Below are 20,238 nucleotides of genomic sequence, written 5' to 3' on the forward strand. Positions count from 1 at the left end.
TGCAATCCCTCCGGCAACCCCCTCTCAGCTCTCGCCGCCAAAACCCCAACGCGTCCTCAGCTCTTGCCGCCAAACGACGAACCCTCCCGCACCGGGGGGTACGGGAGGGTTCGTCGGATACGCGTCAGAGATGAGCGGGCTACACCTGCGTGTGCATCTCCACTGCCTCGTCATGCCGGGGGCTGTTCGGGTTCATCAGCGAGTGCCGCTTGCCGTAGCCGAAGTAAATCACCAGGCCGATCACGAGCCAGATGCCGAAGCGCAGCCAGGTCTCCCAGTGCAGCTGGAACATCAGGAAGGCGGAGGCCAGGACACCAAATGCGGGAACCACCGGCATCAGCGGCAGGCGGAAGGTCCGGGGTGCCTCCGGCTTGGTGTAGCGGAAGATAATCACGGACACGCACACCACCACGAATGCTGCGAGGATGCCGATGTTGGTGAGGTCGGCGACAGCCTTGATGGGGAATACACCGGCCAGCAGCGCCGAGGCGATGCCGCCGATCCAGGTCACGCGCTGCGGCGTACCGTGCCGGTCAGTCTTGGAGAACCAGCCGGGGAGAAGACCGTCGCGGCTCATGGAGAACCACACGCGGGTAACGCCGAGGAGGAACGTGAGCATCACGGTGAGGATGGAGAGCACGGCGAAAACGGAGATGATGGTGGCGATGACGGGAAGGCCGACACCCTGGAACGCCGAGGCGAAGCCAGCGGCGGGATCGATGTCCTTGTAGTTCTGCATGCCTGTGAGCACGAGGGTGGCGGCAACGTAGAGCAGCATGGCGATGATGAGGGAGAGGATGATGGCCTTGGGCATGTGCTTCTTGCCGTCGGTTGCCTCTTCGGCCGCGGTACTCATGGCGTCATACCCGAACACCGCGAAGAACACGGTTGCCGATCCTGCCAAGACCGGTCCGAAGCCGCTGGGCATGAACGGGTTGAAGTTCTCGGTGTTGATGTAGAAGACACCCAGCCCGATGATGAACAGGATCAGAACAACTTTGATGGCAACGGCAATCAGTTCAAACCGGCCGAAAGTCTTGGTGCCGCGGGAGAGGATCCAGGTCACCAGCAGGCAGACAAGGATGGCGGGAAGGTTGATGATGCCACCCTTCCCCTCGTCCGGCGTCGACGTCATCCAGACCGGCATATGAATTCCGATGCCGGAGAGGAAGGCGTCGAAGTAGCCCGAAATGCCGATGGCCACCACGGCTACGATGGCAATGTATTCCAGCAGCAGGTCCCAGCCGATGAACCAGCCGATGATTTCGCCCAGGGCCACGTAGCCGTAGGTGTACGCCGAGCCCGCACGCGGGATCATGCCCGCGAACTCTGCGTAGGAGAGCGCCGCGGCAGCTGAGGCCAGGCCGGCGATCAGGAAGGAAATGAGCACCGCAGGCCCGACGCCGGGCGTGTCAGCACTGCCGTGCGCCACAAGGCCGGCCAGCGAGAAGATGCCGACGCCGATGATGCCGCCGACGCCGATGGCGGTCAACTGCCACAGCCCCAGGGACTTAAAAAGCCCGCTGTGCTTGTTCTCTACTTCGATGTCGTCAATGGGCTTGCGCCTCAAGATTGACTGCGATGGATCTGTTGTACTCATCGGGACTCCTGCGTAGGTGCGGCCCCACCATTTCGCCCTGTGATGGGGGTAACTCAATCTGTTTAGTATGCAAGCACTGTTGCATTAGATAAAGTGCATACTTCTAACCAGTATTCATTAGCCCAACTATTCATTTGTGCAAACCAAGGAACAGCCCATGCTTGATGTCCGCCGGTTGAGGCTGCTCCGCGAGCTGAAGATCCGGGGCACGCTCGCCGAGGTAGCCGCAGCCCTGCAGTACAGTCCATCCTCAGTTTCCCAACAATTGGCCCTGCTTGAGAAGGAAGTGGGCGTGGAACTGTTGAGGAAAACAGGCCGCCGCGTGCAGCTGACCCCGCAGGCTGAGGTTCTGGTGGCGCATACAGCCCACTTGCTCGAAACCCTGGAGCAGGCCGAGGCGGACCTTGCCGCGTCCCTGACCACCGTCTCGGGTACCGTGCGGATCGCCGTCTTCCAGTCCGCGGCGCTGGCACTCATGCCGGATGCGCTGACCCGCCTTGCCGCGACCTATCCCGAGGTCCGGATCGAAATGACGCAGCGCGAGCCCGAGACGGCGCTGCATGAGACATGGGCCCGTGACTTCGACCTGGTCATCGCCGAGCAGTACCCCGGCCACGCCGCGCCCCGCTACCCCGAGCTGGACCGCGTCCGCCTCACGAGCGACGCCATCCGCCTCGCGGTGCCGCCGGCCGCCGAGGGCAGGGCTAAAGTCGACTCGCTCTCGGACACGGCCGAGATGCCCTGGGTGATGGAACCGCGCGGCGCGGCCTCACGCCACTGGGCGGAACAGGCCTGCAGGAGTGCAGGCTTCGAGCCCGACGTCCGCTTTGAAACAGCAGACCTCCAGGCCCAGATCCGCCTGATCGAGTCGGGGAACGCCGTTGCCCTGATGCCGGATTTGGTGTGGACCGGCCGGGGCACAACGGCCCAACTGCTGGACCTTCCCGGCAAGCCGCGGCGGACGGTCTTCACTTCCGTGCGGCGCTCCGGCGCGCAGCGGCCCGCCATCCTCGCGGCCCGCGAAATCCTTGCCTCCACCGCCGCCTCCATTGCGGCCGCCCAGGAAATCGATACGGGAGCGGACGCCTCCGGCGCCCCGGCGGGAGCAGCAGCCGCAGCGGCAGAGGCAACAGCAGAAGGATCAGCAGCTGCCAGAAAAGGCGGAGAAGCGGTTTAGCAGATGTTCCCTGGCTCACAGCCAAGCGTTGACCCCGGCGTTAGACTGTTGTCGTTATGAATCGCACAATGTTTAAGTCCAAAATCCATCGGGCCACTGTCACGCACGCGGACCTGCACTACGTGGGTTCGGTCACCGTTGACCTTGACCTGCTCGATGCTGCCGACATCCTGCCCGGCGAACTCGTGGCCATTGTGGACGTAACCAACGGTGCCCGCCTCGAGACCTACACCATCGCCGGCGAGCGCGGTTCCGGCGTCATCGGGATCAACGGCCCCGCAGCCCACCTGGTGCACGAGAACGACACCGTCATTCTGATCACGTACGCGCAGATGACAACCGACGAAGCCAAGGCCTACGAACCCAAGGTTGTCCACGTGGACAAGGACAACCGCATCATCCAGTTGGGCAACGACCCGGCAGAAGGCCTCACCCCCGGTCTGCTGCGGCCGCCGTTCGCACTCAACAACGCCGCGCTGAGCTAAGGCCGTCGCGGGCCGTCGGCCAGCACGGACCTTGCACAACAGCGAGATCCCTGCCACAAAGGTGACCCGCGGCTGAATAAATCTGATTAGGCTGGGATGGTGGATGCCACCCCCTGCCCGAGCCTGCCCCTGGCGGCAACCCCGTCGGCAACCCCGTGCTAGGCGTCCTCGCAGGCTTTTTCGTGGTCTGGTCCATCATTCTGGTGGGCATGTTCGTGGGCAGGCGCAAAATCCTGGGCGAGAATGCCCGCCAGGTCCTGAGCGGGCTTACCTTCTTCGTCGCCAGCCCCGCGCTGCTCTTCGAGACGCTGAGCAGGGCAAGCCTGCGTGAAGTTTTCGCCGCCCCGCTCCTCGTTGCAGCAGTTGGCGCCGCCACCACCGCCGCGCTGTTCTTTGTCATCGTCAGGTTCCTGCTCAAGCGCACCGTCCCCGAATCGCTGATGTCGTCCATGAGCGCCTCGCTGGCGAACTCCGCCAACCTTGGCATCCCGATTGCCGTGTACGTACTCGGCGATGCCAGCCACGTCGCTCCCCTGCTGATCTTCCAGCTGGCGTTTTTCACGCCGATGTTCCTCATGGCCCTGGATGCCACCACCAGCTCGCACCGCACCACGCCGCTGCGGTTCGTCATGCTGATCCTGAAAAACCCCATGATTGTGGGTTCGGCCCTTGGGCTGCTGGTCGCCGGAACGGGATGGCAGCTCCCGCCGCTGCTCCTGGAACCGATCCATCTGATCGGCGGCGCCGCAATTCCGGCCATGCTGATGGCCTTCGGCATGAGCCTGAACGGGTCAAAGCCGCTGCAGGCAGCCGCCGGCCGGAGAACCGATGCCCTGCTGGCCAGCGGCTTCAAGCTCTTCGTGCACCCGGCCATCGCGTATCTCTTTGCCCGCTTCGCCCTCGGGCTGGACGGCCCGGCGCTGTTTGCCGTCGTGGTCACATCTGCCCTGCCCACCGCGCAAAATGTTTTCGTCGCCGCGAGCCGGTACAAAGCCGGGCTCACGGTCGCGAAGGACACCGTCCTGATCACCACGATCGTGGCCGTGCCTGCGATGATCGGTGTGGCCCTGCTTCTGGCATAACTGCCGCCGCGTCCCCGACCGCTCCGCCGCTGCCGCCCGAACTGGAGGAACATTGAACACCACCCTGGACACCGTGATCATCGGAGGCGGAGCCATGGGTTCCGCTGCCGCCTGGGCGCTGGCCGACCGCGGGCGTGAAGTGACCCTGCTGGAGCAGTTCACGCCCGGCCACCTCAAAGGTGCATCGCACGGCGCTACACGGAACCTGAGCCTCGCCTACGCCGAGCCCGAGTACGTCGCCATGCTGGCCGAAACACTGAAGCTGTGGGCCGAGCTCGAAGACGCGAGCGGCGAACGGCTGCTGGCGCGCACCGGCGTCGTCAACCACGGCCCCGACCCGCGCCTCGGCGAGATCCACGCAGCACTGAACAACGCAGGCCTCCGGGCGGACTTCGTTCCGCTCGCTGAAGCCGGCGAGCGCTGGAGCGGCATCCGCTTCGACCAGCAGGTTCTCCACATGCCCGACGGCGGCCAGCTCAATCCCGAGGCTGCCCTTCCGGCGTTCCAGCGGCTCGCGGCCCGGAACGGCGCAGCCATCCGGCACGGCGTGGCGGTTGTGGGGCTGGAAATACTCGACGGCGGCGTCCGGCTGACCGTGGACGACGGCGGGCGGACGGAGGTGCTCACCGCCCGGCAGGCGGTGGTCACCGCGGGCGGCTGGACCTCCAAGCTGCTGGCAGGATCGATCGCCACGCCGCGCCTGACCGTCACGCAGGAGCAGCCGGCCCACTTCGGCATCACCGACGACGGCGCCATCTGGCCGGGCTTCAACCACTTCCCCGGCGAGGGCGGGGACTACGCGGGCTTCTACTCCCCCGTCTACGGCATGCTGACCCCCGGCGAGGGCGTTAAGGCGGGCTGGCACGGAGTGGGCCCTGTGGTGGACCCGGACCGGAGGTCCTACCTTCCCGAGCCGCGCCAGCGCGCAGCGCTGCAGCAGTATGCGAGGGACTGGCTACCCGGCGTGGACGCCGACGCGATGACCGACATCAGCTGCACCTACACCACCGCCCCGGACCACAACTTCGTGCTGGACCGGATCGGACCCGTGGTCATCGGGGCGGGCTTCGCCGGCCACGGCTTCAAGTTCACGCCGGTGGTGGGCCGGATCCTGGCCGACCTCGCCACCGGAGAGGGCCCCGCACCATCGATCTTCGCCGCCTCCCGAGGCTAAGAATCCGCCCCCGACTAACCGCGCTGGTGCCGGTCCAGGAGCCGGGCGCAGCGGATGAACCCGAGGTGTGAGTACGCCTGCGGGTGGTTCCCGAGGTGCGTCTCGGTGCCAGGGTCGTACTCCTCCGGGAGCAGCCCGGTGGGTCCGAACAGATTCACCAGCTGGTCGAAGAGGTCCCAGGCGTCGGCGATCCGGCCTACCGCTACGTACGCCTCGATCAGCCAGGTGGTGCAGATGTGGAAGCCGCCCTCCAGCCCCGGCAGGCCGTCGTCGTACTTGTACCTGAAGACCGTGGGTCCCACCCGCAGTTCCCTCTCCACTGCCGTGACGGTGTCCAGGAACCGCTGGTCGCCGACATCGAGCAGGCCGGACAGCCCTATGTGCAGGACCGCGGCGTCAAGGTCGGGGCTGTCGTAGGCGACGGTGTAGGACGCCGCACCGTCGTCCCAGCCCTCGCGGAGCACCTCGTCCCGGATGGTGGCGGCGGTCTCCGCCCAGGCAGGCTCCGGGCTGCGGCCGTGGCGGGCTGCGGCGCGGAGGGCCCGGTCCAGCGTGACCCAGCACATCACCTTGGTGTAGACGTGGTGCCTCGGTGCGCGGCGCGCCTCCCAGATGCCGTGGTCGGCCTCATGCCACCGCGCCAGCACGGCACTGGCCATCTGGACCAGCAGCTCCCAGTGCCCGTCTGCCAGCGATCCCCGGGACTCACTCAGCCCGTGGATGAGCTCGGCGATCGGGCCGAAGACGTCCAGCTGGACCTGGTGGTCCGCTGCGTTGCCGATCCGCACTGGACGCGATCCGGCGTAACCGGGCAGGCTCTCGATGATGGCTTCCGTGGACAGCGGCGCGCCGGTCACGGAATACAGCGGATGCAGCCACTCCGGGCCCGGAGCGTTCGCCAGGATGCCGGTCAGCCACCTGAGGAAACCGTCGGCCTCCGCCGTTGACCCCAAGTCCACCAGCGCGTTGACGGTCATGGAGCCGTCACGCAGCCAGCAGTACCGATAATCCCAGTTTCGGGTTCCCCCGATGCCCTCCGGGAGGGACGTGGTGGGGGCCGCAAGTACTGCTCCGGTCGGTTCATGGACCAGGGCCCGCAGCACCAGGGCCGAGCGCCGCACCAGGGATGGCTTGACGGAGGGCAGAGTCAGGGCCTGCACCCAGCGTCGGGAATGAAGGGCGACGGCGGCCCGGCGGTCCGCTTCGTCCGTCGCCGCTTGGTCCGTCCCCGCCATGTCCCGCCAGGAAGGGTGCTGTGGTTCCGTATCGCCGCACCGGAGGTTGAGGACTATCGGTCCGTGCTGCAAGTTGACTTCGGCGGTGGCCGTCGCGTGCCGCCCGTCAGATGTGATGGCGAAGCTTATGTCCGGCGCCAGCAGGATGATGGGGTCGGACGTGCCGACGACGTGGAGCTCACCGCCGCGGGCTTCCATGCTGAACGGCGCGTTGGCGTAATCCGGCCGGGGTGCGAACACGATCCGCGCCGCCCCGGCCCCGGACAGTACCCGGACGAGGCTGGTGATGCCTTCCGGGGCGGGCTCAAGGTAATCCGTCACGGTCACATCCGCCCACCGTGTTTCCACGATCATGGTGCTGTCCACGTAGCGCTGCCCGAGCACCCGAGACGCTTTGACCGGTTCCACGGAGAAGTGCCCGGCGGCGTCACCGCCGAGGATATGGGCGAACAGCGAGCCCGAGTCCGGCAAAGGATGGCTCATCCAGCAAATCTTGGCCTCGGGTGTCACCAGTGCAGTGGAGGAGCCATTCCCGATCATGGAATGCCGTTCCAGGCCGACGGCGTCCTCACCGAAAAGCCATGCACGCCGCAGCTCAAAGAGGATTCCCAATACCCTCGCGAACGATTCCGGATCCTTTAGCCGGTGTTTGGCCGAGGTGGGCAGGTCCCCCACCCACAGCCCCATGTCCGGGCCACGAAGCGTGGCCATGGCCAGTTCATCGCTAGTGGCATCACCCGCATACAGCGCGGCGCTCGCGCCCAGGCGAGCGCGCAGGTGGTCCAGGGCATCGGCTTTGGCCGGTTGCACGACGGACAGGTCCAGGACGGATCCATCCACAATGAAGAACAGCCCGAGCGCGCGCGCCACTTCCTCTGCCTTCCCGGCACACTTGGCCACGACATCCGGGGCGGCGGACCTGGTGTGGACCGAGACCGCCACGGGCTTCCGTTCGATACTGATTCCCTTGTACGCGCCCACCGCTTCGAGCAGTGCCTGGTTGGCCTGCTGCAGGACCGACTCGGTGGCCAGGGACAGTCCGTGGGCGAAGCCCATGTCGAACTCCGCCCCGTGCGAACCCACCAGGTGGACCTCGGCAGGAAGCCTGGAAACTGCAGCCAGGTCACGCAGAGACCGTCCAGAGATAACGGCGGCATGAGTGTTGGGCAGGGCTGCCAGGGCCCTGAGTGCAATGGCAGCGCTGCCCAGCGGCAGCGTTTCTGTCGATATGCCTTCGGCGGCACAGAGGGTTCCGCCGTAATTGCAGGCGACCAGCAGCCCCGGCGTACGGGCCAGAATCTTCAGCTCACCGAGCAGCTGGGGTGTGAGCCCGTCATCGGCGGCATCTGACTGGACGAACGCCCGCAGCAGGCCCAGAGGAAGCGATTTGGTCAGCAGTGCGGAATCGGCCACCGTCTGGTTGAGCGGAGTGGGCATGCGTGGCAATCCTTCGGATCATCCCCAGTCGGTCTTGGACACCTCCAGTGTCCAGCCCGGCCATTTCCTCTGGATATCCCGGTTATTGCGTTCGTGTAACTTCACTTCGGGTCACGTGATGATGCTGGCAGGTGAACTCCGGCGGGCCGCACCAAAAGGCCCGCCATGCTACGTAGACCGTGAGCCCGGCGGGCTTTCTGCTGCGGCGCCGCAGGCGCCGGAATCAGCAGTTGGGCGAATCGTATTCGTAGGCTCCGGCATCTGCGGCAGCCGTGCCGGCGCAGTCCCCGTTCTGCACTGAAGGCTTGCTCATGAGATCAACCTTGTAGGGCGTGGTGCCCGCACGGTCGATGGCGGGACTGGTGCCGGTCAGGCGGAGGTCGGCCGGCGCACCGGCGAAGCGGGCCGGCGCCGTGGTCGACGTGCTGTTCGGGGTGACGTTCGCGGGACCGTTCAGGACGTTCTGCTTCTCGGTCCAGCCCGAACCGTTGATCCACAGGGAGTTCTTGACGCCCACCAGGATGTTGGCGCGGATCACCGTTGACGCGGGACAGGCCGCGTGGCAAACGATCGCCGCGGACTCGGGGCCGGTCAGGTAGACAGTGTTGAACTCAAAGACGGTGCCGTTGTTGGGGCCGTATGAGCTTCCGTTTCCACGGGCAATCAAGCCCTTCGCCTCGGAGCAATTCGCACCGCAGGTTGAGCGAATGAGGTTGTAGCGGAACGCGTTGCCGTCGGCCGTCCCCGAGGACCTTCCGAGCTCGGAGAAGTTGTTGTTGTCCACTGAGACGTTGTGGTGGATGTTGTTGCGGTTGCCGTTGTAGATTTCGAACGCGCCGCCGTCCTGGTTGTAGTCGTAGGACTTGCCGGTGGATCCACTGACGGTGTTGTTGGAAAACTCGTTGTCGCTGCCGTTAATCAGCACGCCAAAAGCACCGGAGTCGTCGCCGCAGTTCACCGCGGCGGACGTACCGCAATTGGCGCCCGGCGTATTCACATTCATGATGTTGTTGTTGGTGAGTGAATTTCCCGTGTATTTGCCGAAGTCGGAGCCAGTGCCGACCTTCAGTCCGGCTGCGTTATTGGACGCACTGGAGTTCCGCACGATGTTCCGGTCGCCCGTGACGCTGATCCCGGCATAGCCGCAGGCCACGGCGCGGAGGCCGTCAACAGTGGTGTAGTTGCCGTTGATCCTGATGCAGTTGCCGGATTTTCCGCCGGTGACTGTGGGGGCGTTGCCCGTGCCGTAGCTGTTCAGCGTGATGGGAGCGGTGGACGTTCCGCTCTGTGCGGTGACGATGCCGCCGCTGAAGGTGTCGCCCCTGCGGAAGCTGACGGTGTCTCCCGGCTTGAGCACCGCCTGGTTGACCTTGGACAGCGTCTTCCAGGCCGACGTGCCAGCGGTCCCGGAGTTACTGTCACTGCCGGCGGCGCTGACATAGAACGTGGTGCCCGCCGCGGACGCCGGAACAGCGGCTCCGGCAACAAATCCGCTGACCATCAGGAAAGTCATGAGAATAGCGACGACTGCCGTTGATTTGATCTTCATATCCCCCACCAGGAAAATCTGCTTTTGCAGAACTTTGGAGCATCACGAATTGCGGGCGTGATTCCGCCCGCAATCCGGAGCAAATTGAGACCTTGCGCCCTTAAAGCTAGGTTCCGCACTCGCCGAAGTCAAAAGATATCGGTTGAATAACGAGGCAATTTACTGTCCCGTTCTTGGGCCGCCATTCCCGGCTCCACGCACTGACCTGCAGGTTTAGTCCAAAAGGAACACCGGCAGACCGGCAAATTATTTCGCTGCCGTGGGCGTCAGGTGCGGACCAGTCCGGCTGCCTCCGCAAGGAGCTCCACCGAACGCAGCCGCTCAGCGGTTCCGTTGCTCTGGTGCGCCACGATGAGCTCGTCGGCGTCGGCGTGCCGGGCGAAGCCCTCCAGGTAGTCCAGCACGACGTCCGGGGTGCCCACAGCCGAGTACTTCATCATCTGCGAGACGTGCTGTCCCTGCGGCGAGTCCAGGATCATGTCCGCTTCGTCGTCGGTGAATTCCCGCCCGCCGCCGAAGAACAGCGAGACGCGGGCCCGCATCGTGGCGCGCAGCATCTCCTGGGCGTCCGAGGCAGCATCCGCAGCCACCACATTGACGCCGGCGATGACGTGCGGGGCGGACAGCTGCTCCGACGGTTTGAACTCCCGCCGGTACACGGCGACGGCGTCCTGCAGCGCATTCGGGGCGAAGTGGGAGGCGAAGGCGTACGGCAGTCCCAGCTGGGCCGCCAGCCGCGCTCCGAAGAGGGAGGACCCCAAAATGTAGAGGGGCACGTTGGTTCCCCTGCCCGGCGTAGCCTCCACTCCCTGCACGCGGGTGGGCCCGGTGAGGTAGCCCTGCAGTTCCAGGACGTCCTGGGGGAAGGTATCGGCCGACTGCGGGTCACGGCGCAGTGCCCGCATGGTGTTCTGGTCGCTGCCGGGCGCACGTCCCAGGCCCAGGTCGATCCGGCCGGGGTGCAGGGTCTCCAGGGTGCCGAACTGCTCGGCGATGGTGAGCGGAGAATGGTTGGGCAGCATCACGCCGCCTGCTCCCAGCCTGATGCTCTCGGTGTGCGCGGCGACATGGGCGATCAGCACGGACGTGGCCGACGACGCGATGGAAGACATGTTGTGGTGCTCGGCGTACCAGACGCGCCGGTACCCGAGCTTTTCGGCCAGCTGCGCCATGGCGACACTCCCGGCAAAGCTCTCCGCCGCCGTCTGGCCCTTGCCGATGGTTGCCAGGTCGAGGATGGAGAGGGGAACAGTCACGGCAGGACGGCCTTTCGTAGGGGGTTGCGCAGCTGCCGGCCCAGGAGTGGTCCGGCACATAGGGAACAACGACGGCGGCACCCGGGTTATTTCTGTCCGGCCGGTGACGCTGTCCACATATCCCGTCCATCCGCCGGCCGCTATGCTGGCGGCATGGCCAACAAGTCCACCGCAGATAAAGTAGCCACCATCCAAAAGGGCTACGCCCTGGAGGGTGCCACCATCGAGCTGGGCGCCGCCATCGTCGACGGCGAACTGCACAAGGACGCTCCGGTCCGGCTGCCGCTGTCCATGATGAACCGGCACGGGCTCGTGGCCGGGGCCACCGGCACGGGCAAGACTGTCACCCTGCACATGATGGCGGAACAGCTCTCGACCGCCGGGGTGCCCGTGTTCCTGGCGGATATTAAGGGCGACCTTTCCGGGCTTGCCACGGCGGCAGCCGGAAGCGACAAGCTGGCCAAGCGGACCGAAAGCATCGGGCAGGCATGGTCCGGCAAGACGTTTCCGGTGGAGTTCCTGGCCCTCGGCGGGGACGGTGACGGCATCCCGGTCCGCGCCACGATCACGTCGTTCGGGCCCATCCTGCTCTCCCGCGTACTGGAGCTCAACGACACCCAGGAATCCAGCCTCCAGCTCGTGTTTCATTTTGCGGACAAGAACAACCTCGAGCTGGTGGACCTGAAGGACCTGCGCGCCGTCATCCAGTTCCTCATCTCCGACGAGGGCAAGGAACCGCTTAAGGAACTGGGCGGCCTGTCCAAGGCCACGGCCGGCGTCATCCTCCGGGAACTTGTGGGTCTCGAGGCGCAGGGCATGGAGCGGTTCTTCGGCGAGCCGGAGTTCGACACCGCCGAGCTGCTCCGCACGGCGCCCGACGGGCGCGGCGTCATCAGCTGCCTGGAGCTCCCCACCCTGCAGACCAAGCCGATGGTTTTCTCCACCTTCCTCATGTGGCTTCTCGCTGATCTGTTCGAGGACCTGCCCGAAGCCGGCGACCTCGACAAACCCAAGCTCGTGTTTTTCCTCGACGAGGCGCACCTGCTCTTCAACGACGCATCGAAGGCCTTCCTGGAAGCCATCACCACCACCGTCCGCCTCATCCGCTCCAAGGGAGTAGGCATCTTCTTCGTCACGCAGACCCCGAAGGACGTCCCGGCGGATGTCCTCGGGCAGTTGGCCAACCGGGTCCAGCACGCCCTCAGGGCATTCACGCCGGAGGATGCGAAGGCGCTCAAGGCAACCGTCTCCACGTTTCCGGTCAGCGACTACGACCTCGAGGAGACCCTGACTTCCGCGGGCATTGGTGAAGCCGTCATCACGGTCATGAACGAGCGAGGCGCCCCGACGCCGGTTGCCCTGACCCGCCTCCGGGCACCGGAGTCCGTCATGGGTCCCAGCGCCGCCGAACTGGTCAGGAGCACCGTGGCGGGGTCGGCGCTGCTGGCGAAGTACGGCACTGCGGTGGACAACGTCTCCGCGTACGAGAAGCTGACCGGCAAGGCCGCGGCTCCCACCGGCGCCGCGGCAGCCGGGCAGCCGCCGTCGCCTTCGCCCGAAGTGTTCGTCCCGGGCAGTCCTGGCCCAACGGCGATCGACGACGAAGCCCGCCGGATCGAGGAGGAGATCCTCGGCCGTCCCAGCAGCCGGCAGCCCGGCAGCGGGCGGGCCGAAAACGGACGGCCTGACGGCGGGCGGGTATCGGCGCCCCCGGCCGGACGCCAGGCTCCCCAGCCCGGCGGGATGATGGAGGACATCACCGGCGCCCTCGGCGGGGCCCTTGGCAGTGGCCTGAAAAGCATGGCCCGTTCCATGGGAACGCAGCTCGGCCGGGAACTCCTGCGGGGCGTTTTCGGCACCTCGTCCCGGCGCCGCCGCTAGCGGAAAGCAGCGCCGACAGCGGCGGCTGAGTCCCGCCGTCGGGCGTTCCTGCACGGAGGGCGGGCGTCACGGGGACCGGCGCTACTCCAGAGTTGCCTGACGTTGCAGGTAACGTGGGGTGCGTGCAAATGAGTCAAGCGTTGGTGAAGACGGCGGCCGGATGGCTGCTGGGCCTCATGCTTGCCATTGTTGGCGCCATCGTTTCGGTCAACCTGGTCAACTCCTCCGTGGCCAGTCCCCAGCAGCCCGTGCGCGAATATCTGGAGGCCCTGCAGCACGGCGAAGGTGAACGGGCGCTGGGCCTGCTCCGCGCGTCGGTACCGGACGCCGACGCCTCCATGCTCGACGGCACCGCCCTGCAGACGTCTGCGGCACGGATCACGAACGTCAAGCTCGGAGCCGCGGTGGGGCGTGGCGGCAACCGGGTGATGGTGCCCATGGACTACACCATCGACGGCAGTCAGCTGCACACCGAGTTCCTGCTGGAGAGCACCGGCACAGAATGGCTGTTCTTCCACAAGTGGTCCTTCGTGCCGGCCACACTGCCCACCGTTGACGTGACGGTGGTCAACTCCAGCGAGGCAACGTTCAACGGCGTGCCGGTGAACATACCCGGCGGCCACAACAGCTTCGCGGTGTTCTATCCGGGCGAGTACGAGGCGTCCCTCAACGGCCAGTACTTCGCCGCTCCGCCCACGCGGGCCACGGTCTCCGGACGGGAGGCTCCCGCCGCACCGCTGAACCTGCTCACACATGCCACGGACGAACTGAATCGGGCGGTCTCCGCACGGGTCAAGGAATTCCTCGACAAGTGCGCCGCCGAAGCCGGCCAGCAGCAGCGGCTCCAGCCCGACTGCCCGTTCTACCACGTCACCAACAACCGCGTGGTGCCCGGAACCATCAAGTGGAGCATCACCGACTACCCGAAGATCACCATCGAGCCCTTTGACGGCAGGTGGGTGGTGGCGCCGCTGGACGGCAAGGCAAAGCTCACTGCCGAGCAGATCGACCTGTTCAGCGGGGCCGTCTCGCCCCTGGACGTGGAGCACGATTTCAGCTTCACGACGCGTCTGGACATCTCCGGCGACACCATCAAGGTCACACCGCTCCTCACCTTCTAGGTCTGAACCTGCTGCTTGGGGGGTCCGCGTCACGCGGAGCGGCTTTTCAGGCGGCCGGGTCGGTGCGACGCCCGCGAATCCGGGGCACAGCGACGGATTCCGGCCAAAAACCTGCCTGACGTGACACTGTTCTGCTCACCTCGGCGCCTGCCGCGCTCCCCCAGCGCCGGAGAGGACCGCCAGAACCTCGGCCAGCATCTGTTCGGGCCGGTGCACCACGTCTGCGTAGTAGTAGCGCAGCACTGTGTAGCCTTGGACCACTGACCTGTTGTTCCGCTGGTGGTCCTTCCTCACCTGTGCCCATTCGCCGTGCTGGCGGCCATCCAACTCCACGACCAGCCAGCCCTCAAGCAACAGGTCAACATAACCCACTCCCTCGATGTACACCTGGGCATCCACGTGTATTCCAGCCTGGCGGAACGTTGTCCTTGCCAGCGTTTCGAGCAGCGACTCGGCGCCCCGGTCCACCCAGCCCAACACTTGGCGGGCCTTGCCGTTGCGCCGACCCGGCAGCCGCTCCTGCAGGAACTGCACACTCATATCCCCGCGTTGCACAGCGCACTCCACCATCACCAGCGACTCGCGGGGCGGCAGACAGCGGAGCGCATGGATCAGGACATCGCCGAGGGCAGCCACGGGGCGGTGCGGATGCGGCGGCAGGATTAGTTCCCGGTGGGCCACCTCGTCTTCAGCAGCTATCCCCCGTTGGTAGCAGACGTGCCGCAATCCGGCCGGCGTCACAGCCCAAAGCCCGTAGAAGGGCGCCGCGCTGATGCACGTCAGAACTTGCCGGCGAAGGAGCAGCGCTACGTCTGCCGGTGCCGCAGAGGGGAGTGCGTAGAGCCCCCGGGCAGGCTGGGGAAGCCCCGCCCGCACTGCCCGGCGCAGGGCAGCGTCGCTGACGCCAAGCTTGGCCAACGCGGGCCGCCTGGCCACGCCGCCGCATAGAGTGAGCGCCCTGGTGACCTCCATGGCGCCATGGTGCGCCTCCCCGGCAGATCCGGGCAGCAGCCTCTTCCCGTATGTGGATTCCGGGGCGTCACGCCGGGCAGGCTTTTGCGTCCCGGGCGGAGCACCGGCCGCGGTTTTCAGCGGTTGCCTCCGTCTGGATCGGCAAAAGGCTGCCGCCCGTGACGAAATGGTCAAGGGCAGCAGCCTTTAAGGTACTTCTTTGCGGAGGGACCTTAGTCCATGCCGCGCAGGTCCAGCACCAGGTCGGTGTCGCCGTCGGCCTGCAGCACCACCGGGATGCCCCAGTCCTGCTGGTAGAGGTGGCACGCGGCGTGGTCCGGGATCTCGCCATCCTCGGTTTCCGGGCCGTCGCAGGCGGCAGCGCGTGCCGTGATGTGCAGGACGCCCTCCGGAACATCGGTGGCCAGCTCAAGCGTGCGGAGCAGGCCCACGGAGGTCCCGCCGCCGGACACGAGCAGCTCCGGCGGGGTGGAGGAGATCTTGAGCTGGGTGGGATCGCCCCAGCGGTCATCGAGCTTCTGGCCGGTGGGCGCCGCGAAGCGGACCGTGAGCTCCAGCAGGCCAGGCGCCACAGGGCTCTTGGGCCGGTGCGTCTGGGCGGCCCCCTCGTCCACCTGCTGCGCTTCCTTGGGAATGGGCACGTACACGAGCTGGTGCTTGTTCGCCTCGACCACCACAAGCAGCGGCTCGGAGCCCGCCACCTGGGTGTGGTCGACGATCACGTCGGACGGCTCGGCCAGCCCGCGCGCCAGCGTGGACACGGTGCCGGAGGCCGGGTCGTAACGGCGCACCGCACCGTTGTAGGTGTCGGCGATCGCCACGGAGCCATCCGGCAGCACGGTGACGCCCAGCGGGTGCTGCAGGCGCGCCTCGGAAGCCTGGCCATCGCGGAAGCCGAAGTCGAAGAGGCCCTTGCCCACCGCTGATTCAACGGTGACGGTTCCGTCGTCGTCGATCACCAGCTTGCGCAGGGCAGAGGTCTCAGAGTCGGCCACCCAGATGCTTCCGTCGGCGTCTTCGGCCAGACCTGACGGCTGTGCGAACCAGGCTTCGTGGGCGGCCCCGTCCAACAGGCCTTCCAGCCCGTTGCCGGCGACGATTGAAACATCCCCGGCGAGCGGTTCGTAGCTGAAGATCTGGTGGACGCCGGCCATGGCGATCACCACGGCGTTCAGCTTGCTGGACCAGACGACGTCCCACGGCGAGCTGAGGGCCACGTCCAGAGGGTGGACTCCCAGTCGTCCGGTGAAGCCGGCCGCGTCCTCATCCACGCGGGCGGGTCCGGTCTCGAGGAGCCGCTGCACGCCGCTGCCAACGAGTGTGGTGACGGTCCCGTCAGTGAGCGACAGTCCCCGCAGGCGGTGGTTGACGGAGTCGGCAATCACGACGTCGTAGCCCGTCTTCGCTGCCACATCTTCCGGTAGCAGGACAAGACCCTGCGGTTCGTTGAACCGGGCGGTGCCGGCGTCACCGTCGGCGTGGCCCTTCTCCCCGGAACCGTACGTGCTCAGCACGGTGTGGAAGTCGGTGCCGAGCTCCAGAACGCGGTGGTGGCCGGTATCGGTGACCAGCCAGGTGCCGGCGTCGGACCCGCTGCCGGCGGCAGCACCGGCGTCAGACGCTGAACTGGCGGACGCTGAACCACGGCCGGCGGGAAGGTAGAGCGCCTTGCCCGGGAACCGCAGGGTTCCCGACGTCGGCTCCGGGGCGACGTAGGGGCCGTTGCCGCGGTGCAGGGTGCCGCGGGCCTCGTGCTCGGCGATCAGCTCGGGGATGAGCACGCCCAGGCCGTCGGCGTGGCCTTCGCCCGAGAGGTGCGCCACGATGTAGCCCTCGGGGTCAATGACCACCAGTGTGGGCCAGGCACGGGCTGTGTAGGCCTTCCAGGTTTCCAGCTCGGGGTCATCCAGGACCGGGTGGTGGATCTCGTAGCGCTCCACGGCGGCGGCCAGCGCCACGGGATCGGCCTCGTGCTCGAACTTCGGGGAGTGCACGCCCACGGTGACCAGGACGTCGGAGTACTTTTCCTCCAGCGGCCGGAGTTCGTCCAGCACGTGCAGGCAGTTGATGCAGCAGAAGGTCCAGAAGTCCAGGAGCACGATCTTGCCGCGCAGGGCTTCCAGGTCCAAAGACTTGCCGCCGGTGTTCAGCCAGTTGCGGCCGACCAGTTCGGAGGCGCGGACCCGGTGGTGGGTGCGTACGGTTTCGCTCATCAGCGTCCTTCCAGCTTTGAGTTGCGTTCAGCCAGCTTGGCGTCGCGTTCAGCCAATTTGGCAAACATATCGTTGTAAGCGGTGAGATCGGCGTCGTTATTCCTGTCCGCCGCCCGGTCGGTGCGCCGGGTTTCGCGTTCATCGGACCTTGACCACATGATGGCGACGCCGATCGCCACCAGCAGTGTGGGCACTTCCCCGATGCCCCAGGCCACTGCACCGCCCATTTGCTGGTCCAGGAGCGCCGAGGGCCCCCAGCTGCGGCCGAGATTGCCGAAGTAGTCTGCGGCCAGCAGGTTGGTGCCGCCCATGATGGCCACGCCGAAGAAGGCGTGGAAGCCCATGGTGGCCAGCAGGAGCAGGAGCCGCAGGGGGTACGGCGCGCGGCGCGGCAGCGGGTCGGTGCCGATCATGCTGAGCACGAAGATGTAGCCCGTCAGCGCAAAGTGCAGGTTCATCAGCTCGTGGCCCACGTGCTCCCGCATCGCCAGGCTGAAGGCGTCCGAGTAGTAGAACAGCACGATGGAACCGGCAAAGTTGGCGGCAGCGAACAGCGGGTGGGTGACCACCTGCGAGAACTTCGAGTGGACGAACAGCAGGAGCCATTCCCGGGGGCCGCGGGAGCCGTCCCCCCGTGCCGGAAGGGCCCGGAGCGCGAGCGTGACGGGGGCGCCGAGCACCAGGAAGATGGGAGCCACCATGGTGAGGGCCATGTGGTCCACCATGTGTGCGGAGAACAGTACGCGGCCGTATACCGACGGCGGTCCCGACGTGATGTAGGTCAGCACCAGCAGGCCGATAATCCAGTTTGCGGTGCGGAACCAGGACCACTTGTCCCCGCGTGCGCGGACCTTGGCTACGCCCAGGAGGTAGGACACCAGCCCGAAGATAGCCACGGCAATCCAGAGCCAGTCCAGGCGCCACTCGGTGAGCCAGCGTTCGGGCGTCAGTTCAGGGGGCAGCTCGTAGCCGGAGAGGATGAATGCGGGCGAGGCGTCCGGGGCGTAGGAAGTAGGTTCAGGCGGCGCTGAACGCCCCAGTGCGACGGCGATGCCTGACGTGGCGCCCATGATCAGGACTTCGATGAGAATCAGCTGCCAGAGCACGCGCCGCGCGGACATGGCCGCTCCTGCACGCCCCAGCTGCGGGATGACCCACTGCCGGTGCATGAAGCCGATTCCGCCGAGCACCAGTGTGGCGGCGGACTTCGCGAGGATCAGCTGGCCGTAGGCCGAGCCAAAGAGGTCACCCCAGCTGGTCACCCGGATGCTGGCGTTAACGACGCCCGACGCGAAGACCAGCGCAAATGCGAAACCTGCGAGCGAGGAGAACCGGCGGAGGACCGGTTCGGTGATGTCGTGGCCTCCCGGCAGGACCGCCTGGCCGCTGCGGGCCTGGTTGCCCGGGGCGAGGATGCCGGAGAGCAGAGCCAGCAGGATGATTCCGCCCACCCAGACGCTGACCCCCACCAGGTGCAGGCCCAGCGAGTTGATGGCGCCCTCATGGTCGTTGGAGCTGGCGGAGTGGCCGATCAGGGCAGTGGGAACCAGCCCGATCAGTGCCAGCAGCAACGTAAACGCCAGACCGGTCAGCGATCGCACCCCGAAGAGGGCCGTTGTCACTACAGCGGCGATGATCGTCACAGCCAGCCAGGCGCGCCCGGTTTCGATGTCCGTCATGAAGTACACGAGGGCACGGGTGAATTCGGCATCCCCCGAGATGCCCTGTCCCGCCACGTCGGAGTACGTCAGCACCAGGACGGCGATGGCGGACAGCGTCCACGCCACGCCGGCGGCGGCCGCGATGGCCAGGGCACGGGTAAAGGCCGGGTGCTCGGGTGCGTCATTGTCCTTCGACCGTGCACCACCGAGCTTGTGCGGCAGGATACCTGCCGCAAAGACGAGCCCGCCTATTACAGCGGCAAGGGAGACGTTGTGGATGGCCTTGCTGACCGGAAGTCCCCAACGTACCAGCGCGCCGGGGTCGGAGACTTCACGGGCGGCTGAGGCACCGGAGAACAGCAGCGCGGCCACCAGCCCCAGGAACAGGGCACCGAGTCCGGCCAGCTGCCATGGCCGCTGGATGCCGAAGGCACTGTCAGTGGCCCGGGTTCCCGAATCGGGCGCGGGTTGCGGAGTAAGGGGTTTTGCTGCTGAAGGCACCTATCCATTGTCCGCTACCGTCGCCACGGCGGCGAATCGGGGGTTCGGCGAACCGAGGGTTAAGTGCAAGAGGAGCGGCAACCCCGTGGGTTGCCGCTCCTCTGAGATGCGAAAGACTACTTCTTGGAGACAGCGGCCTTCAGCTTGGAGCCAGCGGTCAGCTTGACGCTGTGGCCGGCTGCAATCTGGATGGTCTCGCCGGTCTGCGGGTTGCGGCCAGTGCGGGCTGCACGGTCGGTGCGCTCAACTGCGAGCCAGCCCGGGATGGTGATCTTCTCGCCGGCGGCGACAGAAGATTCGAAAACCTCGAACAGTGCATCGAGCACGGAGTTGACGGCTGCCTGGCTGGTGCCGGCCTTGCCTGCTACCTCGGAAACAAGTTCACTACGGTTCTTAGCCATGTATGTCCTCCTGGACGCTCTTGATTCTGGAGCCTGCACGCGGCGTGCGTGCAAGCCACTGTTCGAAAACTTACCAGCTTGCACCCATGAGGGGGATAAATTCCGCGTGTTTCCGCGACTTTTTGACCTAAATCACCGGTATTTTAGGGATTTCCAGCCCTGTTGGGCCTTCGGGCCGGGTCCCCCCGCAGGTTCGGGCACCTCCCAGCCGCACGCTTCCTCACGTCCCGTCGCCTCACTCGCGATGCTTCCCCGCCCTTGGTGGGGAACTGCAGAAGGGTCGACGGCAAGGCGGCAGGAGCTAAGGGGGGGTGTGGGAGGGTGCGTTGGTTGAGCCGGCCGGGACCGGGCTCCTGTCAGGGACTGCCTGGGGGTTTTAAAAGGGTCAGGCCCCGACGTTATCGTCGGGGCCTGAGCCGTAAATAGTGTCCGGCGGTGACCTACTCTCCCACACCCTCCCGGGTGCAGTACCATCGGCGCTGTGGGTCTTAGC

14 protein-coding genes are annotated in these 20,238 nt (G+C 66.2%); 6 read left to right on the forward strand and 8 right to left on the reverse strand.

Annotation, left to right across the window (positions count from 1 at the left end; all coding sequences use genetic code 11):
- Positions 1-139: 139 nt before the first annotated feature.
- Positions 140-1,600, reverse strand: a complete 1,461-nt coding sequence (locus tag DBZ45_RS02385) for an amino acid permease (RefSeq protein WP_111902379.1) — start codon at positions 1,598-1,600, stop codon at positions 140-142.
- A gap of 157 nt (positions 1,601-1,757) precedes the next feature.
- Between DBZ45_RS02385 and DBZ45_RS02390 the strand changes: the two genes are divergently transcribed.
- The 4 genes from DBZ45_RS02390 (at position 1,758) to DBZ45_RS02405 (ending at position 5,518) form a co-directional block, all read left to right on the forward strand.
- Positions 1,758-2,777 (forward strand): LysR substrate-binding domain-containing protein, encoded by a 1,020-nt coding sequence (locus DBZ45_RS02390; protein WP_111902380.1) that lies wholly within the window; start codon positions 1,758-1,760, stop codon positions 2,775-2,777.
- Between the two features lie 56 nt (positions 2,778-2,833).
- On the forward strand, positions 2,834-3,262 hold the full coding sequence (panD, locus tag DBZ45_RS02395) for an aspartate 1-decarboxylase (RefSeq protein WP_190242970.1): 429 nt from the start codon (positions 2,834-2,836) through the stop codon (positions 3,260-3,262).
- A 155-nt stretch (positions 3,263-3,417) separates the two neighbouring features.
- On the forward strand, positions 3,418-4,344 hold the full coding sequence (locus DBZ45_RS02400; RefSeq protein ID WP_111902382.1) for an AEC family transporter: 927 nt from the start codon (positions 3,418-3,420) through the stop codon (positions 4,342-4,344).
- Between the two features lie 52 nt (positions 4,345-4,396).
- Positions 4,397-5,518, forward strand: a complete 1,122-nt coding sequence (locus DBZ45_RS02405) for an FAD-dependent oxidoreductase (RefSeq protein ID WP_111902383.1) — start codon at positions 4,397-4,399, stop codon at positions 5,516-5,518.
- Positions 5,519-5,532: 14 nt separating this feature from the next.
- Here the strand turns inward: DBZ45_RS02405 and DBZ45_RS02410 are convergent, their stop codons facing one another.
- The 3 genes from DBZ45_RS02410 to DBZ45_RS02420 all read right to left on the reverse strand — a co-directional run bounded on the left by DBZ45_RS02410 (position 5,533) and on the right by DBZ45_RS02420 (position 10,995).
- Positions 5,533-8,190: a trehalase-like domain-containing protein gene (locus DBZ45_RS02410; RefSeq protein ID WP_111902384.1), complete on the reverse strand. Its 2,658-nt coding sequence runs from the start codon at positions 8,188-8,190 to the stop codon at positions 5,533-5,535.
- Between the two features lie 223 nt (positions 8,191-8,413).
- Entirely contained in the window at positions 8,414-9,739 is a 1,326-nt protein-coding gene (locus DBZ45_RS02415; RefSeq protein WP_111902385.1) for a hypothetical protein, read from the reverse strand.
- A 266-nt stretch (positions 9,740-10,005) separates the two neighbouring features.
- Positions 10,006-10,995: an LLM class flavin-dependent oxidoreductase gene (locus DBZ45_RS02420; RefSeq protein ID WP_111902386.1), complete on the reverse strand. Its 990-nt coding sequence runs from the start codon at positions 10,993-10,995 to the stop codon at positions 10,006-10,008.
- A gap of 153 nt (positions 10,996-11,148) precedes the next feature.
- Between DBZ45_RS02420 and DBZ45_RS02425 the strand changes: the two genes are divergently transcribed.
- Together DBZ45_RS02425 and DBZ45_RS02430 are read left to right on the forward strand one after the other, a co-directional pair.
- Positions 11,149-12,876 (forward strand): helicase HerA-like domain-containing protein, encoded by a 1,728-nt coding sequence (locus tag DBZ45_RS02425; RefSeq protein WP_111902387.1) that lies wholly within the window; start codon positions 11,149-11,151, stop codon positions 12,874-12,876.
- A gap of 128 nt (positions 12,877-13,004) precedes the next feature.
- On the forward strand, positions 13,005-13,997 hold the full coding sequence (locus DBZ45_RS02430) for a hypothetical protein (RefSeq protein ID WP_190242971.1): 993 nt from the start codon (positions 13,005-13,007) through the stop codon (positions 13,995-13,997).
- Positions 13,998-14,132: 135 nt separating this feature from the next.
- On the opposite strand, the gene DBZ45_RS02435 is transcribed toward DBZ45_RS02430, so the two are convergent.
- The 4 genes from DBZ45_RS02435 to DBZ45_RS02450 all read right to left on the reverse strand — a co-directional run bounded on the left by DBZ45_RS02435 (position 14,133) and on the right by DBZ45_RS02450 (position 19,745).
- Positions 14,133-14,969, reverse strand: coding sequence for a type IV toxin-antitoxin system AbiEi family antitoxin domain-containing protein (locus DBZ45_RS02435; RefSeq protein ID WP_111902388.1), 837 nt, complete (start codon positions 14,967-14,969; stop codon positions 14,133-14,135).
- A 212-nt stretch (positions 14,970-15,181) separates the two neighbouring features.
- Positions 15,182-17,182 carry an NHL domain-containing thioredoxin family protein gene (locus DBZ45_RS02440; RefSeq protein ID WP_111902389.1) on the reverse strand — a complete coding sequence of 667 codons (2,001 nt, stop codon included), beginning with the start codon at positions 17,180-17,182 and terminating at the stop codon, positions 15,182-15,184.
- Positions 17,182-19,344: a cytochrome c oxidase assembly protein gene (locus tag DBZ45_RS02445; RefSeq protein WP_111902390.1), complete on the reverse strand. Its 2,163-nt coding sequence runs from the start codon at positions 19,342-19,344 to the stop codon at positions 17,182-17,184. The genes DBZ45_RS02440 and DBZ45_RS02445 overlap by 1 nt, the downstream gene beginning before the upstream one ends.
- Positions 19,345-19,460: 116 nt before the next feature.
- Positions 19,461-19,745: an HU family DNA-binding protein gene (locus tag DBZ45_RS02450; RefSeq protein ID WP_003803320.1), complete on the reverse strand. Its 285-nt coding sequence runs from the start codon at positions 19,743-19,745 to the stop codon at positions 19,461-19,463.
- Positions 19,746-20,238: the final 493 nt, after the last annotated feature.

It is taken from the genome of Arthrobacter globiformis (assembly GCF_003261175.1).
GTDB classification, from domain to species: Bacteria; Actinomycetota; Actinomycetes; order Actinomycetales; family Micrococcaceae; genus Arthrobacter; species Arthrobacter globiformis_A.